Genomic DNA, 18299 nt, shown 5'->3' on the forward strand with positions numbered 1-18299 from the left:
TGTTCGGCTCGGGCTATTTTAGCAAAACTGCCTCCTGGCGCGAGGAAGCTTCTGCCAGCGGGCGCGCCGCGCGCAGCTTGACAAACAGCACCGCCACGGCAGCACACAGCAGCAGCGCGCCCGCCAGGCGCACGACATTGGCGGGGTCGCCGTGCAGCAAGCTGCGGTAATACAGTGGCAAGGTGAAAATCTGGATGATCATGGGAATCACGATGAACATATTGAAGATGCCCATGTACACCCCGGTGCGCTCAGGCGGAATGCTGCCGGCAAGCATCACATAGGGATTACCCATGATGCTGGCCCAGGCCAGGCCGATGCCCAGCATTGGCCACAGCAATTGCAGGGGTTCTCGGATCAGCGGGATGCACAGCATGCCGGCGCCGGCTGCCGCCAGGCAAATGCTGTGCGTGATCTTCGGGCCGAAGCGGCGCGTGAACGGCACCAGCGCGAAGGCGGCAATGAAGGCGACAAAGTTGTAGAACGCTCCCACCTGCCCATTCAACAGGCCCGCTTCGCGGAAGCCTGCCGACGCCGGGTCGGACGTCTTATAGATGGAAGACGCCAGCGCCAGCATGATGTACTGCCAGTAGCAGAACATGGCGTACCACTGGAACAGCTTGACCACGGCCAGTTGCTTCATGGTCGGCGGCATGTCGCGCAGCGCCTGCGTGATTTCCTGCAAGGTATGGCGCCAGCCGGTCGGCTTCGCGCGCAACTCCGCTTCTTCCTGCGGCGACAGCGGCAATTCAGGCGTGGTCCGGCAACTCCAGAGTACCGAGGCAATCGAGATCACGGCACCCAGCAGGAAGGCGCCGATCACGGTATAAGGAATGTGGTGGCTGTTGACAGCGTCGCGGCTGGTGCCGAGGTAGACCAGGATCGAGGGCGTAAGGTAGGCCAGGGTCTGGCCCAGCCCCGTGAATGCGCTCTGGGTCAGGAAGCCGAGCGAATGCTGGCGCACGGCCAGGCGGTCGCTGACGAAGGCACGGTACGGCTCCATCGTCACGTTGTTGGCCGCATCAAGGATCCACAGCAGGCCGGCGGCCATCCACAGCACGGGGCTGAAGGGCATGGCCAGCAGGCCAAGGCTGCAAATCATGGCGCCAACCAGGAAGTAAGGCGTGCGGCGGCCCCAGCGCGTGACGGTACGGTCGCTCAGGGCGCCGATGACGGGCTGCACCAGCAGGCCGGTGACGGGGCCGGCCAGCCACAGGTAAGGCAGGCTGGCTTCATCGGCGCCCAGGTATTTGTAGATCGGGCTCATGCTGCTCTGCTGCAGCCCGAAGCTGAACTGGATGCCGAAGAAGCCGATGTTCATGTTGACGATCTGCCGGAACGACAGATGCGGTTTGTGCTGCATCATCGCGTCGCTCCTTCCGCTGCCGCCTGCCAGCGCTGGGTCCATGGTTCGTAAAACGCCAGGTCTTGCGGCACAGCGCCCGACAGGCTGCACACGGCGCCGGCGAAGGCGTTGGCGCGCGCCATGGTCAGCGCCAGGTCCCAGCCTTGCACATGGCCGTGCAGGAAGACGGCGGAGAAGGCGTCGCCGGCGCCTACCGTGTCGACCAGTTTGTACGGTTCCTCGTTGCCATGCTCGCGGATGATGCGGCCATCCGCAGCAATATACATCGCGCCGCGCGGCCCGAGGGTGACAACCATGGCCTGCAGCTTGAATTTTTCGATCAGCAGCGAACAGGCCGGAGGCAGTTCCGGGTCGTGGGCGCGCACCAGTTGCGGCCCGTTTGGCGCGTACCAGGACAACAGCGCCGCCAGTTCGTCCTCGTTGACTTTCAGGATGTCGGCGTGGCGCAGCGACTCATAGACACTGCGCTCGGTGTACTGGCCTTCGCGCAGGTTCAGGTCGAGGTAGCGCGTGGCCTGGCTGGCGTCCAGCAGTTCGATCAGTGCAGTGCGTGAAGTCAGGTGGCGTTGCGCCAGGGTGCCGAAGTACAGCACTTGCGGTTTGGCCGGGGCGAAGGCGGCGCGCGCGGATTCGGCCTCGATATGGTCATACGCCTGGCCGGGCAGGATGTGGAAGGCGTGGCCTTGCCGGCCGCGCTCCACCACCACCCGTCCGGTGGGCCAGGCGGGATCGGTTTGCAAGCCCCATTGCGGCATGCCGTAGCGCTCGAATTCCGCGCGCACGGCGGCGCCGTTGGCATCCTGCCCGATGCGGGTGATCATCAGGGCTGGCGTGCCGAGAGCGGCCAGGTTGCGCGCCGCGTTGAAGGGGGCGCCGCCGACTACCTGTTCGCTGCCGAAATCATCGACGAGGGCTTCGCCGAACATTGCCACACACATGGCTGTCTCCATCATTGTTGTCAGTTATCGCGTAGAAGCCATTGCATGGCCCATGGCGCCAAGGTGATTTCCCCGGACAGCGTGCGGCGCTCGATGGTATCGCTCCAGTGGCCCTGCAACGTGAACGGCTGCGGCTTGCCCGAAAAATTGTATAGCGCGAGGAAACCCGGGCCGCGCTGCAGCGCCAGCACTGGCGGTGCCGATGGCAGCAACGCGCGCGGTTCACCCGCCGCCAATGCCGGGATGCGCTGGCGGGCAGCCACCAGGGCTCGCAAGGCAGCGTAGACGCGGCCCGCTTGCGTGCTGCTGTCGTGGCGCTCGGAGAAGCGCTGTTCGTCCAGCAAGGGGCGTTGCAGCCAGCGGCTGTCCATCGCGCGATCCGGGCGCTGGCGGAAGCTGTAATCATTCGCCTGGCCCAACTCGTCGCCCATGTACAGTACCGGCAGCGCGCCAAAACCGAGCACCAGGCCATGCAGCAGCAGCAGGCGCCGCAAGGCCAGCGTTTCCGCCTCCACATCGCTCGCAACTTCCAGTCCGGCCAGGCTGGCTGCCATGCCGTTGCTGCCGTGCGCGGCGTGGGGATCGCTGCTCTGGAACGCTTCGCCGCGAGCGAAGCTGCCGTTCGCACCAGCGAAGAAACGCGAGATGGCGGCCAGGCGCGCCTGAGGGTCGCCCGCCTCCGATGCCTCCGCACGCAGTACGTTCCAGCCGATGTCATCGTGGCAGCGCACATAACTGAGCCAGCTCGCATTCGGCGGCAGCGGCGGCGTGCCGGCGACCACGCTGCGTACCAGTGCTGCATCCTGTTCAGCCAGCGCGCCCCAGGCGGCCGCCATCAGGCTGCTGTGATAGGCGATATGGCATTCCGGCTGCGCGGGCTGGCCAAAGTATGCAGGCAGTTCGCGCATCGGCACGATGGCCTCCGCCTTCAACAGCACGCCTGGTGCCGCAATGGAGGCCAGCGCACGCAGGGCTTGCAGGATCAGGTGCGCTTCCGGCTGGTTCATGCAATTTGTGCCCTCCCGCTTCCACAGGAATGCCGTGGAATCCAGGCGAAACACCTCTACTCCCCGGTTGGCCAGGCGCAGCAAGGTCGCTGCCATGGCGGCAAACACTTCCGGGTTCGACCAGTTCAAATCCCACTGGTAGGGATAGAACGTGGTCCACGCCCAGCCGTCCAGCGCCGGCACATGGGTGAAGTTGCCGGGCGCCGCCTGCGGGAACACCTGGCCCAGCGTGCGTTCGTAGGAATCAGCTTGCGAACGGCCCGGGAACACGTGGAAGAACTTGCGCAGGCGCTCGTCGCCTTCGCGTGCGCCGCGCGCCCAGTCATGATCGTCCGCCACATGGTTCAGGATGAAGTCCGCGCACAGGCTGATGCCCGCGCTGCGCAATTTTCCGGTCAGCGCCTCAAGGTCGGCATTGCTGCCGAAGCGTGGATCGACCTCTTCGAAACTGGCGACGGCAAAACCGCCGTCATTCTCCCCTTCCCGCATCTTCAGGAACGGCAGCAGGTGCAGGTAGCGCACACCCAGTTCCTGCAGGTGCGGTATGCGGGCTGCCACGCCGCGCAAGTCGCCGCCCAGCCGATCGACGTAACCGCAGTAGCCAAGCATCTGCTGCCCGAGGAACCAGTCCGGCTGCGCGGCGCGCGCCGTATCCAGCGCGGCCAGCTCCACGCCGCGCGCGCCATGCAATTCGCCGACGGCGGACAGCAGGCTGCCATACCATTGCTCGAATCCGTGCGCCTCGCCGTACAAGCGATGCAGGCAGCTGTGCAGCGCCGGACCGTGTGCCGCATAGCGGCGTGCAGCTTCCGGGCGCAGCGGCTCCGGCACGGCGCCGAGCAAATGGTGGATGGATGAAGACATCGGCATTGCGGTTTCCAAATCAGAAGGAGTAGTTCAGGCCCATCTTCACGGCACGGCCGCCGATCGAACGCGCGGCATGGCCATCGCCCTCAACCTCGGTGTAGCCGATCTTGTTGGACAGGTTGTTGACGCTCAGCGACAGGCTCAGTTGCGTATTGAACTGGTAGCGTGCGAACAGGTTCACTGTGTGGAAGGCTGGCATGTTGATGGTGTTCGCATCGTCCGCCCACGAACGGCCGGTGCCAACCACGCTGCCGCCCACGGTCAGCGGACCGGCGTTGTAGCTCGGCGCGACCTGGTAGGTAATACGGGCCTGGCGGCGCGGCGTGCGGCCGATGGTGGACTCCTGCCCTGCGGCTGCACCCACGATCTCGGCATCGGTCCAGGTCAGGCCGCCGTTGATGCGGAAGTCGCCAAGGCCCCACGCCGCTTCCAGCTCGGCGCCTTTGGCGTCGTAGCGGTTGGCAGTACTGATCTGGGTCGTGGCTTCGAAGTTCGATTCCGCAGTCTTGGCACGGAACAGGGTCAGGAAGGCGCTGGTACTGCCGGAGCGCCATTTCACCCCGCCCTCCACCTGCCGCACGGTGTTGATATTGATCGGCGCACTGCCATCGAGCGGAGTGCCGAACAGGATGCGGTCTGCGTTGAAAGCCACGCCATCGCTGACACGGGCAAACAGCGCCAGGTCGCGATTGAGCTGGTAATTGCCGCCCACCGAGTACGAAGTGTGGTGGATCTTGTAGTCGACCAGTTGTTCGTTGGCCGGCTCGTACGCCAGGCCATTGGCGGCGATATTGGCACTACCATTGGCACGCTGGCGATCCTGGCGCACGCTGGCGTCAAAGTTCAACGGCCCCTTTTCCCAGCCCACGTTCAGGTAGGGCGAGAGCAGCTTGTACTCCATGTCCACCGCGCGCATGCAGCAGCCGCCGAAAGCCGGGCCGACATAACCGGGGGTGGCCGACGCGGTCTGCAGCAAGGCAGGCTTGTCGCCCGTGAGCTGCATCAGGTACTCATTGAAGTTCCAGGTCAGGCCCAGCTTCTGCAGCGAGGTGTACAGGCCGCCGGTGGTGGTCAACCTGCCGCCGTTGATGGCGAAGGTCTTGGCCAGCTTCAGGTCGTTCAGCGTGTTATCGGCATTGTCGATCGACGTATTGAACACCACGGCGGAGAAAGCCATGCCGTTGTAGGCCTTGCCCTTATCAGGGCCGCTGGCAATGATGTAATTTCCGGCCACGCCATTATTGGCGGGGAAGACGCCGAGGAAGCGGCCGCTGTTGTTCGACTTGCGGAAGCTGTCGCTCAGCGTGATGCCATTGCCCAGATCGAAGGAAGCGGCAAGGCCGAAGCTGTCGCTCTTCACGCGCAGGCCGTCGTTGACGTTGCTGGATGCCTTGCCATTTTCCCTGGTCAGCGCAATATCGCGCGTCCAGTATGGCGAATAGAAGGTGGTGTCGCGCGGGTCGATGCCGGGGATTTCGCTGATGCGGCCATTGGTCACCCGTACCGGTACCGGCAACGCCGTCGGCGCCTTGTCATCCAGGTGCTTGAAGGACAGCCTGATCCAGCCATTCGCCAATTCCTGCGTGATGTTGCCGCGGACCTGGCCGCCTTCCTGCGTATTCATGCCGGTGTTGCGCTGGCCTTCGCCGCTGCGGTAATGGCCGCCGATGAAGAAGCGGGTCCTGTCGGCCAGGCGCCCGCCGTAGTCGAAGTCGTAGCGGGTTTCGTCGTAACCCAGGCCGCGCTGGATGCCGATATTGCCGCCCTGCTGTTCGCCGGTCTTGCTGATGAAGTTGATGATGCCGCCCGGCGAATTGGTGGCCAGGGTGGAGGCGGAACCGCCGCGCACCACTTCCAGGTGATCCAGCGCGCCGTCGATCTTCACGTAGCTGTCCGGTGTGATGAAGTTGAAATCGCCTGATTGCAGCACGGGCAGGCCATCCTCCTGCATCTGCACGTAGCGTGCACCGCCGGCGGAAATCGGCACGCCGCGCACGGTGATATTGGCATTGCCTTCGCCGCCCGAGGACTCGGCCCGCACGCCGGGCACAGAGCGCAGCACTTCGGCGGCGCTGGTTGGGGCGGACAGGGAAATGGCTTCCGGTTCCATCGTGCTGACCGAGACGCTGGAACGCATTTTTGAGCTGCGGCTGGCGGTACCTGTCACCACCACGCGCTCGAGTTTCAGGCCGTCCGCCTGGGCGGCAGCCTGGCCATCGGCAGCTGAGGTTTGCGGGGCGGCTTCCTGCGCGAATGCAGGGTGGGCGAATGCAGCAGCGATGGCAGCAGCCATGCAGCCACGCTGGGCTGTACGTAAAACCATTGTCTCCTCCGTTGATCGGGCTTATTCATCGGCCATTTGGCCGCGTCTGTTTATCTGCAGATGCCTCATTATTCATCAGCTTTTTGCAAATTGCAATCGATTGCAAAGATTATTTGCAAAACGCCAGTGCGCGAGCAATTTACGCAATGCAAACGGTTGTAATTAAAGCGAACTGGCGCGCTGAATCAGGGAGGTAGGGAGTTCGATCGAGTGGGCCGCCTGGCCTTCGGTCTGGGCCAGCAAGGCCGCCACCATGGCACGCCCGGCTTCCTGCACGGGCTGGCGCACCGTGGTCAAAGGAGGATGGAAATAGGAAGACAGTTCGATATCGTCGTAGCCGACCACCGCCACCTCGCCCGGCACCGAGCGTCCTTGCTCGCGCAAGGCGTTGATGGTCATCATGCCCAGCAAGTCGGAGCAGGCAAACACCGCGTCGTACTGCACGCCGCGCCGTGCCAGTTCGGCCACAGCTTCACGCCCACCCTCCGGCAGGAAGGAGGCGGCCACGCACAGTTCGGGCTTGATCGCGATGCCGGCCGACTGCAAAGCCGCGCAATAGCCGCGATAGCGCTGTTCGACTTCGGGCAGGCGCGTGTCGCCGAAAAAGGCGATGCGGCGCCGCCCCTCTGCCAGCAAATGCCCGGCAGCCAGGCGGCCTCCGCTCAGGTTATCGCCGCCCACCGTGCAATACAGTTGCTGCGGCAGCTGCGCGCCCCACACCACCAGCGGCACATGGCGCGCCGCCATTTCGTTCAACTGGTCGTGATGGCCCCACTGGCCGATCAGGATGATGCCGATCGCGCGGCCGGTATCGAACGGCGTGGCAGCCGTGTCGAGCTGCTCGGCATCGACGCGCGAGAGCAGCATGTCGAAGCCCTGCTCCGTCAGCGCATCGGCCAGGGAGCCGATCATCGACAGGAAGAAGGGATCGGAAAGGCTCTGGTGCACCTTGGTGTCGGACGGCACCACCACCGCCACCGAGCGGTTCTGCTTCAGCCGCAGGTTCTGCGCGCCGACATTGATGGTGTACTTGAGCGAACGCGCCAGCTCCATGATGCGGGTGCGCGTTTCCTCGTTGACCAGCTTACTGCCGGCCAGCGCACGCGATACCGTGGAGGTGGACACCCCCGCCAGGCGGGCAATGTCCGCCATCTGCAGGCGTTCCTGGGACGGTGGCTTGGCTGCCATGCGGGGCGGCGCTTACGCCTGCGGTACGGTGTCTTTGAAGGATTGGCGCTCGGACAGCTTGTCGAACAGGCGGCCCAGGTTCGGATGCCTGCTGCGCCAGTCGATTTCCGGGAAGCGGAAGCTCAGCCAGCCCAGGCAGCAGCCGACAGCGACGTCGGCCAGCGAGTAATGGTTACCGGCGCACCAAGGGTCGTCATCGAGTCGCTCGGCCATGGAAGCCAGCCCCAATTCCACCTTGAGCATCTGGCGTGCGATCCAGGATTCACTCTGCAGCTCTTGCGGGCGCTGGTTGCGCTCCAGGCGCATCAGCACGGCGGCATCGAGCACGCCGTCAGCCAGCGCTTCCCAGCACTTGACGTTGGCGCGTTCGCGGCCATTCGGCGGCAGCAGCTTGGACACCGGCGACACCGAATCCAGGTACTCGACGATCACGCGCGAATCCTGCATGGCATAGCCGTCTTCCATGATCAGGCATGGCACTTTGCCAAGCGGATTCAGTTTCTGGATGGTGGTGTCCGGCGCCCAGACGTTTTCCAGTTCCAGTTGATAGTCGAGTTTTTTTTCCGCCAGGACGACACGAACCTTGCGTACATAAGGGCTGGCGAGAGAACCGATTAGTTTCATAGATGCTGAAAGTGGAGAATTAGACAACAGTATAGCATCGCGCCCAGATAGCAGGCGCAGCGGAGTGGCCGGGGGGACGACGACCGGCCAATGGTAAAATCCTGTTTTTTCCCGCCTCCTCCCAGCCTTATCATGACAACTCCTTACTCCACCCTGTCGGCCCTGTCCCCGCTGGACGGCCGTTATGCTTCGAAAACCGACAAGCTGCGTCCGATCCTGTCCGAGTCCGGCTTCATGCACCACCGCGTGAAGGTCGAAATCGCGTGGCTGCAAGCGCTGTCCCTGGCTGGTTTCGCCGAAATCAAGCCATTCTCCGCTGCCGGCACCGCCCTGCTGGACAAGCTGGCTGCCGAGTTCAGCGAAGCCGATGCCGCCCGCATCAAGGAAATCGAAGCCGTCACCAACCATGACGTAAAGGCTGTGGAGTACTGGCTGAAGGAAAAAGTGAAAGACGTGCCTGAGCTGGTGGCCGCCTCCGAGTTCATCCACTTTGCCTGCACTTCGGAAGACATCAACAACACCTCGCACGGCATGATGCTGAAGGCAGCGCGCGACGGCGTGATGGTGCCGGCCCTGAACGGCCTGGTGGCCCGCCTGAAAGAAATCGCCCACGCCAACGCCGAGCTGCCGATGCTGAGCCGCACCCACGGCCAGACCGCCAGCCCGACCACCCTGGGCAAGGAATTCGCCAACGTGATCGCCCGCCTGCAGCGCGCCATCGAGCGTATCGCCAAGGTGGAAATCCTGGGCAAGATGAATGGCGCCGTAGGCAACTACAACGCCCACCTGTCGGCTTACCCATCGTTCGACTGGCCAGCATTTTCCAAAAACGTGATCGAGCAGCGCCTGGGCCTGGTGTTCAACCCGTACACCATCCAGATCGAACCGCACGACTACATGGCCGAGCTGTTCGACGCGTTCGCCCGCGCCAACACCATCCTGCTCGACCTGAACCGCGATATCTGGACCTATGTGTCGCTGGGCTACTTCAAGCAGAAGCTGAAGGCCGGCGAAATCGGCTCTTCGACCATGCCGCACAAGGTCAACCCGATCGACTTCGAAAACTCGGAAGGCAACCTGGGCCTGGCCAATGCCGTGCTGAAGCACCTGTCTGAAAAACTGCCTGTGTCGCGCATGCAACGCGACCTGACCGATTCGACCGTGCTGCGCAATATTGGCGTCGGTCTCGGCTACACCCTGCTGGCATACGATTCGTGCCTGCGCGGCCTGAACAAGCTGGAAGTCAATCCTGCCCGCCTGGCAGCGGACCTGGACGCGTCGTGGGAAGTGCTGGCGGAGCCGGTGCAGACGGTGATGCGCCGTTATGGCATCGAGAACCCGTACGAGCAACTGAAGGAACTGACCCGCGGCAAGGGTATTACCAAGGAAGCGCTGCGCGAGTTCATCACCAATCTGGCGATTCCGCAAGAAGCCAAGGAGCAATTGCTGGCCATGACGCCAGGTAATTACATCGGTATTGCTGCTGCGCTGGCGAAAGCCATCTAAACCGGTAAACCAGGGCCTGACCCGCAGGGTCAGACCCTGAATGATTTCGCGGCCGCGGCCGAATTACCGGTTTTAAGCAAGCTGTAAGCAAGTTAAGTTACCCTCTGGTATATTAGTTCTAACACGTACTATCTACCAAGGGTCACAATGGAACGCTACTCACGAACCGCAATTGCGCTGCACTGGCTGATCGCCGTGCTGATCGTAGCCGCGTTCATCCTCGGCCTGGTGATGACCGACATCCCCGGCCTGACCCCGACCAAGCTCAAATACTATTCCTGGCACAAATGGATGGGCATCACCGTGCTCGCCCTGGCCGCCTGCCGCCTGCTGTGGCGCCTGAATCAAAAGCCGCCTGCGCTGCCGGTCTCCATGACCCAGGGCCAGAAAAAAGCCGCCGAAGCTGGCCACTGGTTCCTCTACTTCCTGATGTTCGCCGTGCCGATTTCCGGCTACCTGTACACCACCGCCGCCGGCGTGCCAGTGGTCTACTTCGGCATGTTCAAGATTCCGTCCCTGTTTGAAGCCAGCCCGGCCCTCAAGGAAATCCTGAAACCGGTACATTACTGGCTGAACATGCTGCTCGCCGCCGTTGTCATCGGCCACGTTGCGGCAGCGCTGAAACACCAATTCATCGACAAGGACGGCCTGCTCAAGCGCATGCTGCCATAACCTGGAGCCACACCCATGAAGAAAAGCGTATTACTGGCCGCCCTGCTGGCCGTGGCGGCTGCAGCCAGCGCCGCCGTGCTGAAAGCCGATCCTGCCAAGAGCAGCGTATCGGCCGTGTTCAAGCAAATGAACGTGCCGATCGAATCGAAGTTCAAGAAGCACAATATTGTCATCGACTACAACGCTGCCGCGCCCGACACATCCAAGGCTACGGTCGAAATCGAGACCGCCAGCCTGGACCTGGGCGAAGCCGAAATGAATGCGGAAGTAGCCAAGAAAGACTGGTTCAACTCCGCCCAGTTCCCGAAAGCCACCTTCGTCTCCTCCGCAATCAAGAGCGCCGGCCCGGGCAAGCTGAATGTCAGCGGCAAGCTGACCATCAAAGGCAAGGCCGCCGATGTGACCTTCCCGATTACCGTCAAAGCCGACGGCGGCAAGCAAGTATTCGATGGCGCACTGCCGATCAAGCGCCTGGCCTTCAACGTCGGTGAAGGCGAATGGAAGGACACCGGCATGGTTGCTGACGAAGTGACCATCAAGTTCCACGTAGTAGCTCAATAAACCCCTGGAGACACAATGAAACTGAAGTTCCTGACCGCCGCCTTGCTGGCCGTATCGGCTGTTGCCGCCAACGCCGCGACTTATAAAATCGACCCGACCCATACCTACCCGAGCTTCGAAGCCGACCATATGGGCTTGTCGGTCTGGCGCGGCAAGTTCGACAAGACCAGCGGCACCATCCAGATGGACCTCGCGGCCAAGACCGGCAGTATGGACATCACCATTGACGCGGCCTCGATCGATTTCGGCATGGACAAGATGAACTCGCACGCCAAGTCGCCGGAAATGTTCAACGTCGAGAAATTCCCGGACGTGACCTACAAGGGCAAGCACTTCAAATTCGAAGGCGACAAGCTGGTGGCCGTGGAAGGCGAACTGACCATGCTGGGCGTGACCAAGCCGGTCACCCTGAAAGTCAACAAGTTCAAGTGCATCATGCACCCACGCTACAAGCGCGAAGTCTGCGGCGCCGACGCGACGGCTGAATTCAAGCGCACCGATTTCGGCCTGAACTACGCCACCCCGGCCTTCGCTCCCGAAGTGAAGCTGGCGATCCAGGTCGAAGCCATCAAAGACGAGTAAAAATGTCCACCTCGGGGTCAGGAACAGAAGTGGACATTTCCGCGAGGAATGTCCACATTCGTTCCTGACCCCATGGTGCACATTTTTTACGGCAATTCTCGCTCGTAAGCGGCACGCACCGCATCCCTGGCATGTTCCCATGCCATGCGCGATTTACCCTTCACTGATTCCCAATCACGTTCCAGCTGGTCTTTCAGCTCTTCCCACGTGCCGCGATAGCGCTGGCGCGCGGTGTAGCCGAGCATATAGGCCGGCTCGTAATCGTCGTAATCGAAGGTGGGATCGAAGTAGGCCTCGTTGCGGTAGTGGTCCTGCCAGTAAACCCGTTCTTCGCTCGGGTTGAGCAAGGTTCCGATGCCCTGCCCGGCCATGCCGCCGGCCAGGGCGCCAATCGCGCCACCCGCCGCCATGCCGATCGGGCCGGCCGCTGCGCCAGCCGCAATGCCTGCAGCGGCGCCGCCGCCGGCACCGACACCGGTGGCCAGGTTATGGTCATCTTCATCGTCCTCCAGTTGCGGGTTGACGATTTCCGCCGTGCCCTTGCCGACAAAGGCGCCAGCCACGCCGCCAATCACGGCGCCGGCAACCATGCCCGGCAGCCCGGCCGGTGAACCGGCAGCAGCGCCGGCCAGCGCACCGCCCGTTGTCCCGACGCCGACGCCGACCACGTGCTCGCCTTCGCTCTCTTTCCACGCGCTTTCAATATCGGCCGCATCGACCGAATCACGGGTCTGCACACCCATCAGGATGCCGCCGGAGCGGATTCCTTCCTCATAGTGCGTGAGGCGCTCCTCCGGGATGCCGGCGCCGATCAGGGCGCCCATCAGCCCCCCGGCTACGCCGCCAGCGCCGGCACCGGCCAGCGCGGCCGCCAGCGGGCCGGCAACCACGATGCCAAGTCCCGGCAGTACCAGGGTGGTGCCCACTGCCGCCACGGCAGCGAGGGCGGCGCCAATCGCGCCGCCAACGCTGGCGCCAATGCCGGCACCTTCCCCTGCTTTCGAACCCAGTTCCGTCTCCGCCTGGCCATTGAAATAGCGCTGGCGGGTATCGTCGCTCATGACGACGTTGATATCGTCCTTGCCATAACCGCGGGAAGTGGCGTGCTGCCAGGCACGTTCGGCACTGTTGCGATCACGAAACAGGCCGGTCACCATACGGGATTGCTTGTCTGCAGTCTTCATGGGAATTCCCCCTTTTTGCATGAGTCCAGCACACGATAGGCCGCGGCGTCCTGCAAATCTGTACGTTCGCGCACGGAATATCCGCCCGCGCGTGTCCTACACTGGAACCATCAACAATAAAGGGGGTGATATGAACTTCATTATCTGGATTGTGATTGGCGGCATCCTGGGCTGGCTGGCCAGCCTGGTCATGAAAACGGACGCGCAACAGGGCATGTTCCTCAACGTGGTGGTGGGTATTGTCGGCGCGCTCCTGGGCGGCTGGCTGCTGTCGCCGCTATTCGGGGCAGGCACCATCAATACGGACGATTTCAGTGTGCTGTCGCTGGCGGTATCGTTCCTCGGGGCGGTAATCCTGCTGGCGATTGTGAACCTGGTCTTCCGCGGACGCGTCAGGTAGCACAAAAAGGTTCCTCACAGGCCAGCGCCGCGGCGCTGGCTTTTTTTTTCGCCGCGACCGACCCTCTCTCCGTGCGGAAAGTCCAACGCAGCACCAACTACCTGCACTTGCGCCAAGCGCAGTTTATGCTGCAAAGCAACAATCCCATCCGCGCCCGAATTTTCTTCAGCTTTACGCCCTATTTTTGGTGTTGACGCCAGGCGTCGCCGTGCCGATACTCTAGGGCGCCTGCGGCCCAGCCCCGCAGGCCACCAATACAACCCATTCAAGACCATGAAAAAATCTCTCCTCGCGCTCGCCGTCCTGAGCACCACCTCCGCCGCCTTCGCAGACGAAGGCATGTGGATGCCGCAGCAGCTGCCACAAGTAGCCAAGCAACTGAAGGCCGCCGGCCTGAAGCTGGACCCAGCCTCGCTGACCAAGTTGACCGAGTTCCCGATGAATGCCATCGTGAGCCTGGGCGGCTGCTCCGCATCCTTCGTGTCGCCGCAAGGCCTGGTCGTGACCAACCACCACTGCGTGTACAACAGCGTGGCGGTCAACTCCACCAAGGAACGCGACCTGCTGGCCAACGGCTTCGTGGCGCACAGCTTCGATGAAGAACTGCCGGCGTCCCCGGGCAGCCGCGTGTTCGTGACCAAGGAAGTGCTGAACGTCACCGACAAGATCATCACGCCGGAAGTCGCCAAGCTGCAGGGCAAGGCGCGCGTGGACGCGATCGAGAAGAACCAGAAAGCCCTGGTCGCAGAATGCGAAAAAGACGAAGGCCACCGCTGCACCGTGTCTTCCTTCTACGGCGGCCTGGAGTTCTACCAGATCAAGCAACTGGAGATCCGCGACGTACGCCTGGTGCACGCACCGGCAGCCGGCGTCGGCAAATTCGGCGGCGACACCGACAACTGGATGTGGCCGCGCCACACCGGCGACTACGGCTTCTACCGCGCGTACGTAAGCAAGGACGGCAAGGCTGCCGACTACTCCAAGGACAACGTACCGTACCAGCCTAAGTCCTTCCTGAAGCTGGCCAAGGAAGGCGTGAAAGAAGGCGACTTCGTGATGGTACTGGGCTACCCGGGCCGCACCAATCGCCATCGCCTGCCATCCGAAGTGTCGAGCACCTTCGGCTGGGAATACCCTGCCTTCATCCAGAACTCGAACGAGACCCTGGCAATCATCGACCGCGAAACCAAAGGCGACCGCGATGCGGCCCTGAAGGTAGCCGGCCAGGTAGCAAACATCAACAACTACTACAAGAACCGCAAGGGCATGTTGAACAGCTTCGAAGGCAGCGACATCCTCGAGCGCAAGACCAAAGAGCATGAAGCGCTGAAGGCATGGGTCAACGCCGATGCCAAGCGCAAGGCAGCCTTCGGCGCCGACCTGGAAAACGTCGAGAAGCTGATGGCGCAGCGTACCGCTGAAGCCAAGCGCGATTACTTCCTCGACAAGTCTGCGCCAACGCTGCTGAACGCAGCGCGCCTCATGTACCGCCTGGCCAACGAAAACGCCAAGCCCAACGCCGACCGCAAAGCCGGCTTCCAGGAACGGGATGCCAAGCGTATCAAGGCTTCCATCGAAGGCGTGAACAAGACTTACTCCGCCAAGGTGAACAAGGCCATCGTGCTGAACAACATGAAGCACTATGCCGCGCAGCCGGCGTCCGAGCACAACGCAGTGTTTGACGCCGCGATGGGCATCCAGGCCGGCATGAGCGAAGCCGAACTGTCCGCAGCACTGGACAAGCTGTACGCCGGCTCCAGGCTGGAAGACGCAGCCTTCCGCACCGAATGGCTGGGCAAGTCGGTCGCCGACTTCAAGGCCAGCGACGACGCCTTCATCAAGGTTGCCGTAGCGCTGTACGACGACGCCATGAAGCGTGAAGCGGAAGAGGAAGAACTGGGTGGCAAGATCCAGCAAGCCTACGGCAACTACATGAAGGCCAAGATCGCCTACATGAACTCCAAAGGCCAGGCTGTATACCCGGATGCCAACAGCACCCTGCGCGTCACCTTCGGCAAGATCGCCGGCCGCGACACCGGCGCCGACGGTACCAGCGGCTGGTCCGCCTTCACCACCGTGGCCGGCGTGAAAGCCAAGGCCACCGGCGAAGGCGAGTTCAATGCGCCGCAAGCGCAGCTCGACGCGATCAACAAGAAGGAATTCGGCAAGTACCTCGATCCGAAGCTGAAGTCCGTGCCGGTGAATTTCCTGGCCACGCTGGACATCACCGGCGGCAACTCCGGTTCCGCAGCGCTGAACTCGAAAGCCGAGCTGGTAGGCCTGGCCTTCGACGGCACGCTCGATTCGATCATCTCGGACTGGGACTTCAACAAAGCCAAGACCCGCGACATCCAGGTCGACCTGCGTTACATGCTGTGGAACATGAAGTACATCGACAAGGCCGACAACCTGCTGAAGGAAATGAAGGCCGAATAAGCCATACGGCCCAGCCCGTGTCACACCAGGGGGTCACACCCCAAGTGTGACACGAGCACAAGCATTCCGCGGCTGAGCCCGTGTCACCATTGGGGTGTGACCCCAAGGTGTGACACGGGCTCAGCCGTTTGTGAGCTTGAGGCCGGCGATGCTGGCGATGATGGCGGCGATCAGCAGCAGCCGCAGCGGCGTGGCGCTTTCGCCGTATGCCACGATGCCTACCAGGGCGGCGCCCGCCGCTCCGATTCCCGTAAAGACTGCAAATGCCGTGCCCACTGGCAGCTGGCGCAAGGCCATTGTCAGCAGCACGATCGCGCCATTGGCGCAGGCCAAACCTGCCAGGCTGGGCCAGAGCCGCGTCCAGCCTTCGGCGTGCTTGAGCGCGACGGCCATGGCGATGTCCACCAGTGCCGCGGCCAGCAACAGGCCCCAGGCGGCGATCATGGCTTTGCCGCCGCCAGGCCGCGCTGCACGGCCGGACGCGCCGCGATGCGTTCCACCCAATCCGCCACCGCCGGAAAATCGGCCAGCGTGACACCCAGCTCATGGTGCGAGCGTATCCACGGGAAGCTGGCAATATCCGCAATCGTGTATTCGTCGCCGGCCAGGTAGGCCTTGTCGCGCAGGCGCTCTTCCAACACGCCCAGCAGGCGCAGGGTTTCGCGGCCGTAGCGCTCCAGCGCCTGCTCGTTGCGCGGGCTGCCCTTGGCCACGCCATGGCGGAAGAACCACAACTGCCCCAGCATCGGTCCGATATGGGCTGCCTGCAGGAACAGCCATTGCAGCGCCACGCTGCGCTCCACGCCGGAAGCCGGCAGCAGCTTGCCTGCCCTGTCGGCCAGGTGGATCAGGATCGCGCCGGATTCGAAGATCGGCGTGGTGTCATCGACCAGAAGGGGAATCTTGTGGTTCGGGCTCATGACGCTGAACGGCGCCTGGTGCTGTTCGCCGGCCGACAGGTTCAGGTGGTGCACCTGGTGCGGCAGGCCGAGTTCTTCCAGCGCGATGGTGATCTTCTGCCCGTTGGGGGTATCTGCGGTGTACAGGATAAGCATGGTCGGCTCCTTTCGATAGTTGATGGAGTCCAGTGTATGCCCCGCAAAAACGCATTAGAATTCCCTAAAACAGCAGAACGGTTAAGCAAATATGCAGAAACTCGACTGGGAAGACTTGCGCTACTTTGCCGCCGTGGCGCGCGGCGGCTCGATCTCGGCGGCGGCGCGCGAGCTGGGCGTCAACCACTCCACCGTGCTGCGCCGGCTCGACAGCCTGGAGCAGTCGCTCGGCGTGCGCCTGTTCGAGCGGCTGCAGTCCGGCTACGTGATGACCGGCGCCGGCGAAACGCTGCGCGGCCGCCTCGGCTGCATCGAGGAGGAAATCGGCAGCGCCCAGCGCGAAGTGGGCGGCCTGGATGAAGAACTGCGCGGCAGCATCCGCCTGACTACGACCGACACGCTGGCGCATGGCCTGCTGATGCCTTACCTGCACCGCTTCCAGGAAGCCCATCCTGCGGTGCAGCTGCAGCTGGTCGTCAACAACAGCTTCCTCAACCTCACCCAGCGCGAAGCCGACATGGCGCTGCGCCCGTCGAACACGCCGCCGGCCAACCTGGTCGGGCGCAAGGTGGGGGCGCTGGCGACGGCGCTGTACGCCTCCCACGCCTACCTGCGCCGGGCCGACCGTGAAGGCATCGCGCGCGACGACTGGGCGGCGCACCGCTGGGTGGTGCCGGACGATAGCCTGTCCCACCTGGCCGCCGCGCAATGGCTGGCCGCACATGTGCCGCCCTCGCAAGTTGCCGTGCGCACCGACAGCCTGGTGACCATGGTCGACGCCGCGCGCAACGGCATGGGCGTGGCGCCCCTGCTTTGCATGCTGGCCGACCGCGAGCGCACACTGGAACAGCTGGCGCCGCCCGATCCGCGCTTCCATACCCAACTCTGGGTGCTGAGCCACCGCGACCTGCGCAACGTGGCGCGCATCAAGGCCCTGAGCCAGTTCCTGTACGACGAGCTGCGACAGGACGCACATGTTTTCCCCGCTTGATGTACATTGTCAGTTTTACAAGGAGTCACACCCATGACCAAGAAAATCGCCCTCATCGTCGGCAGCCTGCGCAAGGATTCGCTGAACCGCAAATTCGCCAACGCGCTGGTGGAAGTGGCGCCAGCCGAACTGCAATTCGAATTCGTCGACATCGGCGACCTGCCGCTGTACAACCAGGACCTGGACGACGCGCATACCCCGCCTGCGGCATGGACCGCCTTCCGCGACAAGCTGCGCAACGTGGACGGCATCGTGTTCGCCACGCCGGAATACAACCGCGCCATGCCGGGCGCGCTGAAGAACGCGATCGACGTCGGCTCGCGCCCATGGGGACACAGCATCTGGAACGCCAAACCGGTGGGCGTGATCTCCGCTTCCATCGGCGCGGTGGGCGGCTTCGCCGGCAACCATAACGTGCGCCAGACCATGGTGACCCTGAACGCGCCGGTCATGCCAGGCCCCGAGGTCTACATCGGCAACGGCAGCGCGCTGGTCGGCGAAGACGGCAAGGTCAATAACGACAAGACCAGGGAAGTGCTGGCCGGCTGGGCTGCCGCCTACGCGAAATGGGTCGAGGCGAACGGCCGCAAGGCGTAATT

17 protein-coding genes are annotated in these 18299 nt (G+C 63.1%); 8 read left to right on the forward strand and 9 right to left on the reverse strand.

The window, feature by feature from the left end:
* Window positions 1-13: 13 nt before the first annotated feature.
* From ASD07_RS19965 to ASD07_RS19990, 6 genes are all read right to left on the reverse strand, one after another.
* The gene (locus tag ASD07_RS19965; RefSeq protein WP_055934269.1) at window positions 14-1366 is read right to left on the reverse strand and encodes an MFS transporter; all 1353 of its coding nucleotides are present in this window, start codon (window positions 1364-1366) and stop codon (window positions 14-16) included.
* A complete protein-coding gene (locus ASD07_RS19970) occupies window positions 1363-2304 on the reverse strand; it encodes a PfkB family carbohydrate kinase (protein WP_055934271.1) in 942 nt (313 codons plus the stop codon). Before ASD07_RS19970 ends, ASD07_RS19965 begins: the two co-directional genes overlap by 4 nt.
* 20 nt (window positions 2305-2324) lie before the next feature.
* The gene (locus ASD07_RS19975; protein ID WP_055934274.1) at window positions 2325-4181 is read right to left on the reverse strand and encodes an alpha-amylase family glycosyl hydrolase; all 1857 of its coding nucleotides are present in this window, start codon (window positions 4179-4181) and stop codon (window positions 2325-2327) included.
* Between the two features lie 13 nt (window positions 4182-4194).
* Window positions 4195-6501 carry a TonB-dependent siderophore receptor gene (locus ASD07_RS19980; RefSeq protein WP_055934276.1) on the reverse strand — a complete coding sequence of 769 codons (2307 nt, stop codon included), beginning with the start codon at window positions 6499-6501 and terminating at the stop codon, window positions 4195-4197.
* Window positions 6502-6663: 162 nt separating this feature from the next.
* Window positions 6664-7689, reverse strand: coding sequence for a LacI family DNA-binding transcriptional regulator (locus ASD07_RS19985; protein ID WP_055934279.1), 1026 nt, complete (start codon window positions 7687-7689; stop codon window positions 6664-6666).
* A gap of 12 nt (window positions 7690-7701) precedes the next feature.
* The gene (locus ASD07_RS19990; RefSeq protein ID WP_055934282.1) at window positions 7702-8313 is read right to left on the reverse strand and encodes a glutathione S-transferase family protein; all 612 of its coding nucleotides are present in this window, start codon (window positions 8311-8313) and stop codon (window positions 7702-7704) included.
* 90 nt (window positions 8314-8403) lie between these two features.
* Between ASD07_RS19990 and purB the strand changes: the two genes are divergently transcribed.
* From purB to ASD07_RS20010, 4 genes are all read left to right on the forward strand, one after another.
* Window positions 8404-9819: an adenylosuccinate lyase gene (gene purB, locus ASD07_RS19995; RefSeq protein WP_373922093.1), complete on the forward strand. Its 1416-nt coding sequence runs from the start codon at window positions 8404-8406 to the stop codon at window positions 9817-9819.
* 147 nt (window positions 9820-9966) lie between these two features.
* Window positions 9967-10491, forward strand: a complete 525-nt coding sequence (locus tag ASD07_RS20000) for a cytochrome b (protein ID WP_055934285.1) — start codon at window positions 9967-9969, stop codon at window positions 10489-10491.
* A 15-nt stretch (window positions 10492-10506) separates the two neighbouring features.
* On the forward strand, window positions 10507-11052 hold the full coding sequence (locus ASD07_RS20005; RefSeq protein ID WP_055934288.1) for a YceI family protein: 546 nt from the start codon (window positions 10507-10509) through the stop codon (window positions 11050-11052).
* A 15-nt stretch (window positions 11053-11067) separates the two neighbouring features.
* Complete coding sequence (locus tag ASD07_RS20010) at window positions 11068-11634, forward strand: YceI family protein (protein WP_055934291.1); 567 nt, start codon at window positions 11068-11070, stop codon at window positions 11632-11634.
* Window positions 11635-11720: 86 nt separating this feature from the next.
* On the opposite strand, the gene ASD07_RS20015 is transcribed toward ASD07_RS20010, so the two are convergent.
* The gene (locus ASD07_RS20015) at window positions 11721-12818 is read right to left on the reverse strand and encodes a hypothetical protein (RefSeq protein ID WP_055934294.1); all 1098 of its coding nucleotides are present in this window, start codon (window positions 12816-12818) and stop codon (window positions 11721-11723) included.
* A gap of 130 nt (window positions 12819-12948) precedes the next feature.
* On the opposite strand from ASD07_RS20015, the gene ASD07_RS20020 reads away from it, so the two are divergent.
* Both ASD07_RS20020 and ASD07_RS20025 read left to right on the forward strand, forming a co-directional pair.
* Window positions 12949-13218 (forward strand): GlsB/YeaQ/YmgE family stress response membrane protein, encoded by a 270-nt coding sequence (locus ASD07_RS20020; RefSeq protein WP_055934298.1) that lies wholly within the window; start codon window positions 12949-12951, stop codon window positions 13216-13218.
* 273 nt (window positions 13219-13491) lie between these two features.
* Window positions 13492-15654, forward strand: a complete 2163-nt coding sequence (locus tag ASD07_RS20025) for a S46 family peptidase (RefSeq protein ID WP_055934302.1) — start codon at window positions 13492-13494, stop codon at window positions 15652-15654.
* Window positions 15655-15774: 120 nt separating this feature from the next.
* On the opposite strand, the gene ASD07_RS20030 is transcribed toward ASD07_RS20025, so the two are convergent.
* The gene (locus ASD07_RS20030) at window positions 15775-16098 is read right to left on the reverse strand and encodes a multidrug efflux SMR transporter (protein WP_055934305.1); all 324 of its coding nucleotides are present in this window, start codon (window positions 16096-16098) and stop codon (window positions 15775-15777) included.
* Window positions 16095-16709: a glutathione S-transferase family protein gene (locus ASD07_RS20035; protein ID WP_055934308.1), complete on the reverse strand. Its 615-nt coding sequence runs from the start codon at window positions 16707-16709 to the stop codon at window positions 16095-16097. The genes ASD07_RS20030 and ASD07_RS20035 overlap by 4 nt, the downstream gene beginning before the upstream one ends.
* A gap of 91 nt (window positions 16710-16800) precedes the next feature.
* Between ASD07_RS20035 and ASD07_RS20040 the strand changes: the two genes are divergently transcribed.
* Window positions 16801-17700, forward strand: a complete 900-nt coding sequence (locus tag ASD07_RS20040) for a LysR family transcriptional regulator (protein ID WP_055934309.1) — start codon at window positions 16801-16803, stop codon at window positions 17698-17700.
* Between the two features lie 33 nt (window positions 17701-17733).
* A complete protein-coding gene (locus tag ASD07_RS20045) occupies window positions 17734-18297 on the forward strand; it encodes an NADPH-dependent FMN reductase (RefSeq protein WP_055934312.1) in 564 nt (187 codons plus the stop codon).
* Window positions 18298-18299: the final 2 nt, after the last annotated feature.

The sequence above is a fragment of the Duganella sp. Root336D2 genome, from assembly GCF_001425005.1.
Taxonomy (GTDB): domain Bacteria; phylum Pseudomonadota; class Gammaproteobacteria; order Burkholderiales; family Burkholderiaceae_D; genus Rugamonas.